We start from the raw sequence: 6,396 nt of genomic DNA on the forward strand, positions 1-6,396 counted from the left end.
TCCTCACAGGATAGGCTGAAGGGCCTGTTCAGCGTATCCTGTGGGCGGAAAAGCCTTTTCTACTAATGCATAGCCCCTGTTGCCGGAACATTGCCGATATTCAGACGCGCCTCACAACCAAAGATGATCTGTCCGTTGTCTTCCCTGGTCTGGTGATTCCCAACGGCTCCCGGGTCCGAAGCGGATGTCTTCTTCTTTTGATCAGCCTTTTGATGATAAGTTGCATCTCTTGAGGCTCTGATGCGATCTGGGCAAGCACATAGTGTTCAATTTGAGTAATCTTATTCCAACTGTCTATAACGGCAGCGTTTCATTAAGGCTTGCCATTGCGTGAAGACAAGCCTGTTGATGGTGCAAACCCGATGCTTCTCAGGCGTCCAGTGTCAGAGGGGCGTCATGCCGCTCCAGATCCTTAAGACGTTGCTCGGCATCCTCGGCATCCTCCAGCTGGCGCTCTATAGCAATTCGGTACAATGCCCGTGCCCGGTCAATATCGGTAGGCAATGAAACGGAGCCGAGTGTGCCCATGCTGTAGATATCCCCCCAGCCGATATAGCCCCAGGCAGTATCCGGGTAGTCATTGACCAGTGCTTCAAATGCGGCTTCCCCTTGTTCATGCTGGCCGATGAAAAAGAGTGTTTCAGCTTCAGCCCGGCGCATATTATGGAGTGTCTGAGGATGTGATGAAGGGAAGTGTTCGCAAAACTCGCGGCAAAAAACAATGCGTTTGTTGAAGTAGTCCGGATTATCCACCCCCGCGTTATGCAGGTACATCTCAACATCTGAACACCAATTGGACAGGAACAGTCCGTCTAATGGCCGTATCTCATCAATTGATGCGGTATCTTTGTAGAGTTCCTTCACATGGCTCCAGGCTTTAAGCCAGAGGTCGCAGGCCGCTCCTTCAGACGGTTTATCCTTTATATCATGTAGTTCATAACCTTCATCAATCCATTTAACAATACAACGTTGTTCATCTGTCAGTGGCGTGGATAGCGCGGTGAGAGTTTTTTGGGTAGAAGCCGAAAGCCCGCAGCTCAGATCGTCTTCATCAAATGAGAATCGGCTGTCTTCAGGTAGAATGGTGCTGGCAATCTGGAGGTGTAAATCATCCTTATAATCCCATGTCACGCTGTAATCGACAATGAAACGAGGATCATTCCGGTAGAGAAGGCGTCTTGCCATGATGAACGCATCAAACTGGCTTTCGACATCCTCCTGACTATCATCCATCGTGTCGTCGCGCAGCATATTCGTAAGCTTCTGACGCATTTTCAAGCCTTGCTCTTTCTCCATGATGCCGATGTTCCAGCACATACTCACCATACCAATGGTGCTTTCGATATAGTCCCTGGAGGCATTTGGGATATCCAGCAGTCCACCGGCAAACTCCAGGAGTGTCTCTGACAATTTGGGCAGCCCGCTTAAGTCAGGCGCTACGGGTGAGTGCTTTTTCTGCTTTTGTGCCTGCAATTGTTTTTTCTTGCGTCGCTTCAGTTCTTTCTGGCGACGTTTCTGGGCGGTGTTGAGTTTGGCCATGACGGTTTTTTGTACCTCTGGGGGCGTGAAAGCGTGAGAAGTGTAGAGCAGATTGAAGTGCATGACTGGGCATAAGCATATTAGGTTAACAACAATTCCTTTCCTGATTACCACCTAACATAAGCCATTCTCCCGTCTAAACTTACGACACTGGTTTTCCTTGAGTTAGGAGACGTGTCATGCCCAGGAACAAAATTCAGTTTCAGAAAGGCATGAGTCTTGTGGAGTTCTTTAAACAATACGGTTAGGAAGAGCAATGTCGCGATTAGTTTTTCAAATGGCGCTGGCCGAATGGGTTTGAATGCCCTCTGTGTTGTTGCCGAGAGTATTGCACCCTGAAAACCTGTGAACTTTACCAATGTAATCGTTGTCGCCATCAAACATCACTAACCAGCGGTACCATCCTGGAAGCCAACAAGTTGCCCTTCACCACCTGGTTTCTGGGCATGTTTTTAATGACCCAAACCAAGAATGGCATATCAGCCCTGGAGCTTTCGAGACATCTTGGTTGGCGTTTCTTATAACGCCGCGTGGCGCCTGAAACACAAGCTCATGCAAGTCATGAAAGAGCGGGATTACAGCCGCCCTCTGCAGGGATATGTGCAGCTGGATGATGTCTACTGGGGGGGGAAACATGGAGGCAAACTGGGAAGAGGCTCTGCAAACAAACACCCCTTTGTTGCTGCCGTGCAAACCAACGAAGAAAACTTCCCGCTGTATATGCGCTTTAGTATGGTCACCAGTTTCCGTAAAAAGGAGTTGGCGCTCTGGGCGAAAAGACATCTCGGAGATCATACCTGCTGTGTGGTCAGTGATGGACTCGGCGCATTCACGTGAATAGTCGACGCTGGACATCCACATACTGCAGTAGTGACAGGAGGTGGTCATGAATCGATGGCTAATGAGTTGTTTACGTGGGTCAACACCATGACCGGGAACGTCAAAAACTCCCTGAGAGGCAGTTACCACAATAATAATCCCAGGCATCTGCCACGATACCTGGCAGAATACTGTTATCGATTTAACCGACGCTTTGATTTGAAGGCAATGGTATCAAGGCTGGGTTACATGGCTGCGTGAACTTGCCCCATGCCAGCAAGGCTCCTCAAACTGGCTGAGTTACAGTGGTAATTAGGAAATTTAAAACAATAACCCGATGTGTGACTTTCAGGCTGGAAAAGACCCCACGCAGTTAGAAGGGCTTATCTCAGCGTGAAAGTCACACATCGGGTAACAATATCAAAATTCAAGACCCGACCCGTTGCTCCTTACAGTCTCCTTATAAGAGAGTGGCCTGGAAACCACCATCCTGAATCAGTTTGCTTGGTATTTCTTTGCCCTATGTGAATGAATGAGTTGAGTCTGGTTTTCAGGTAGTGCTGGCTAAGAAACGCAGCTCTGTTTCATTTTCCTCTATCATGGTCGTTTGCCGTGCGCTTCCGTGTGATAACTTTGGTATTTGCGCTTTTGATCTTCTCTGTACACATAGCAGTCCTGTGAAGGTTGTTATGAGAGTAACATTCAGTATGACACTACCAATGAACAGGTATTTAAAGGTATCATCACTGCAATCGTTAATGTGAGTCGCGTTTCTTCCATCTTGCGGTGTAGTCATGGCATCGGTAGTGAGAGATGTCCTGTTAGCATTAAGCAGTGATGTCGTCGTATTTCCGGGAATTGTCACAGTTGTATTGTTGATATTCACAACCGGCGATGCAGTCACTGGTGACGTCTGTGACGCTGTGTAATTGGGGGCTGTGACACCTATTGCTGTTGTGTTCATCATCAATGATGTAGTGGTCGAGGAGGTTGTCGTCGAAGCGGTTGTATTGGGTGCAGCAATCGTCGTTGATGGGTTGCTTAAAGGGTAGCAGGTATCCCGTACGTTGACGGGCGGCTGTGTAACGGCCAGCCCTGCATCCACATCACGGATATCATGGCCGGTTCTGACATTTCTGAATTGCAAGGTGATTGGTTTTTCTGAATTCGTCCGGTAAATACCGAATTTATAGTACATGCCGCCACCGCCACGTTCAGGCGCATCATTACGCCCCAGAAAAACGTTGGTATTGGTGGTCATGTTTCCGTTAACCCAGATACGCACATGCCCTGCTGTTGGCTGGGTCTCATTGTAGCGGCTACTCAATAGTTCAAAGGCCAACCTGTTCCAACCGGTAGAGTTGAAATCACGACCGACCTCGCCAGCATAAACATAACTGATGTCCTGGACATTTCTCTGGCAGCATTTGGCCTGGTTCAGTGTTGTCAGATCGAATTTGCTGTTGCATCGCATGCTTTTATGAATGTATGGCGCATACATTGAGCGAACTTTTGCTACAACGTAGTTGCGTCCGCCTTCCTGTTTCAATGCCAGGGTGAACGGCGGATAGCCATCTTTCTCAAATTGTGCACTATGCATGCTGAGTGCTTGATAGATGCTGTGATCCACGTTCAGTGGTAATGGATAGATCTGTGTCGTATTCGGATAAGCATAGGTAAAATGATCTGGCAATCCATGCAGCTGAACAAAGATTCCTGGACCTATGAGCTGGAAATCAACGTCCATAGCCATGGCAAAACGGCTGCCATAAGGGATTGCCTGGCTGCAGTCATGAATGAAGGTTCTTGATACCATTTTAAGTGCATGCAGTGCAGGAGGCAGCACTGTATCATTTACTGTTTTGAAGCAACTCGTAAGCTCAACCCGGCCTTTACATTGATCGCTGTGTCCTGGGCTGGTGGGTGGGCATGTTGCATTGGCCACTTTGCGCAACAAGTTATCACGATAGTCACCAATTTTGATTTTATACACGGAGCCTTTTTGGGGCGATTTCCGTTCCTGTAATAGATTCGCTTTTTTGGCTCCGACACGAATGTAATTATGATCAAGGGTGGTTTCTGAATTGTTGTACCGATGCAGTCTGGGATCCATCTGCACAGGGACTGATTGCCATCGGGTTGATGTAGTCTGGCGTCGGTTGCGTTCCAACAGCATTTCATTATTGACTCTGGCCGATGACGCTTTGATGGGGTGAGTCAGCGCTGGTTCTTCATCAAATTCGAATGCCCCATCATCGACTTCGTGTACCTCGTCATAGAATTCAAGTGACTCGTCATCGAACTCTCCCCAATCATCGTCTTCAAAATCATCGTCATCCAGCCAGGCAGGCTGAAAATTCAAGGTGTTGGGGCAGAGGGCTGAGGAAGGAAGCAGATCAGTTGACGGGTTCGATGCTGATAAGTCACGTGAGAGATGACCAGGCATTGCTGCAACTGACCGGCCAAAAATGGCAAGGACACTGACAAGTTTCAGTGGCCAGTCTTTGAAAAGATAAAAAACAGGGTTTGGGCACTTTATTATACACTGTTTAAAGTAAGTCCAGTCCGTTTTGGGATGACTTTCGGCTTGGCTTGCCTGTGAGAGGTTGGTTTTTTTCGGTGATGGAAAAGGTTGCGGTTGGTTAGTTATCAAGACTGCTCTCCTGTTTCAATTTATTCAGTATTCCATTCCTCTACTGACACTGTTTTTGGCGTATTGTTTCAATGCGTGGTGTTTATTGTTGATTCGGCTAACAACACAGTCTCACTAATACGACAATGCAGAGTTTATGCATGGAGGGTTTGAATATTTTTGTCTGTTTTCATTTTTCCATTACCAATAATCAAATCACTCAGGGATTCAACAGAATGGTAGCAATAATCAAAAAAATTGAGGGCCGACTCCTTCCTCTTCAATTGATATTATTAATTTCATCAAGATTCAAGACCCGATCCTGTTGTGCGCTTTGCGCAATGGCTGGATCAGGCTCCACCATTCAGGATAAACGCCCGGTGCAGACCCGTATGCCGGGTGGGGCTGAGGGTTAGAGACCCTCGGCTATCCGATTAGGCGACGGGACACAAATCTAAATTTCTTGCAAAGTAGAACTCAGTAGCTTTTGCAATGCTTTGCATATTCGCATTTGCGACACTTTGCCTATCAATACTTATATCGGTATAACCAGCGCATAATGCTAATTTCGGTGATATAGGCATAAATGTTAAGTCATAGTAGCAATCAGCAACAGCAAATTCACCATCTGAAGAAGTTAATAAACCCCATTTTAAATTCTCAACTCCAGCTCTTTGGCGATCTAATTGCATGAGAACTTGAATACCAGTCATAAATCTTGACGGAACTATACCATTCTCACGAACAAACATTACACCATTACTTTCAAGTAATTCTTCTTGCTCCTTTGTTAAATCAGAGCCCGTTACACCAATTAAAGCCTGGTCTTCCATCCTAGACATATGGAAATGGTGTCTAATTCGCCATAAAAGAAAGTAATCAGAAATCGCTTGATGGTTTCTAGATTTGAAAGGTTTGAGGTTATTTATTTCTTCGTGAAAGGCATTCTCAATGTCTGCCAAAATGCCAGTTTCAGCTTTTTGATCCCAGTTTCTTTTAGCGCAAAATATGCTTGCTCGCTTATGCTTTCTTTCAGTTTGATCTGTTTTTACAATGTGTACATCAACTTTTTCATCATCGCCATAGAATTTTCCGATTGCGTGAGCTGTATGGAAATGTTGCTTTATAACAAATTGATGTCGATTCCCTTTTATGGGATGTTCAAATGTCACTCTGTACTCCTTTAGTCGCCTAACAGCTATTATGACTCAAATGAGTAATATCGTATATTACGGATGTTTTACCGCACCTGCGGTATATTAATTAAAAATAACCGTTATTCACTCACGTGAGGTATATCAATTAATATCAAGGCTCGCCAAGCCACGGCAAGATCATGAAGCCCCTTGCCCCGCAAGGACTTCAGCCAGAAACGCTGTGCTTCGTGAAGCTTTCTTCTGCTTTCT

The 6,396-nt window shown here is 46.2% G+C and carries 3 protein-coding genes and 1 pseudogene; 1 reads left to right on the top strand and 3 read right to left on the bottom strand.

Annotated elements, in window-relative coordinates; all coding sequences use genetic code 11:
- Window positions 1-369: 369 nt before the first annotated feature.
- Window positions 370-1,539: a tetratricopeptide repeat protein gene (locus tag ABD892_RS02680; RefSeq protein WP_345193578.1), complete on the bottom strand. Its 1,170-nt coding sequence runs from the start codon at window positions 1,537-1,539 to the stop codon at window positions 370-372.
- A gap of 179 nt (window positions 1,540-1,718) precedes the next feature.
- On the opposite strand from ABD892_RS02680, the pseudogene ABD892_RS02685 reads away from it, so the two are divergent.
- A pseudogene (locus ABD892_RS02685) lies at window positions 1,719-2,619 on the top strand (IS1595 family transposase).
- A gap of 289 nt (window positions 2,620-2,908) precedes the next feature.
- On the opposite strand, the gene ABD892_RS02690 reads toward ABD892_RS02685, so the two are convergent.
- Together ABD892_RS02690 and ABD892_RS02695 are read right to left on the bottom strand one after the other, a co-directional pair.
- Complete coding sequence (locus ABD892_RS02690; RefSeq protein WP_345193580.1) at window positions 2,909-5,011, bottom strand: polysaccharide lyase family protein; 2,103 nt, start codon at window positions 5,009-5,011, stop codon at window positions 2,909-2,911.
- 413 nt (window positions 5,012-5,424) lie between these two features.
- Window positions 5,425-6,162: a hypothetical protein gene (locus ABD892_RS02695; RefSeq protein WP_345193582.1), complete on the bottom strand. Its 738-nt coding sequence runs from the start codon at window positions 6,160-6,162 to the stop codon at window positions 5,425-5,427.
- Between the last annotated feature and the right edge of the window lie 234 nt (window positions 6,163-6,396).

The organism is Kistimonas scapharcae (genome assembly GCF_039540975.1).
Taxonomy (GTDB): Bacteria; Pseudomonadota; Gammaproteobacteria; order Pseudomonadales; family Endozoicomonadaceae; genus Kistimonas; species Kistimonas scapharcae.

Excerpts from the sequence above, each read along its gene's own strand:
- ABD892_RS02680 (WP_345193578.1), bottom strand. The coding sequence starts at position 1,539 with ATGGCCAAACTCAACACCGCCCAGAAACGTCGCCAGAAAGAACTGAAG.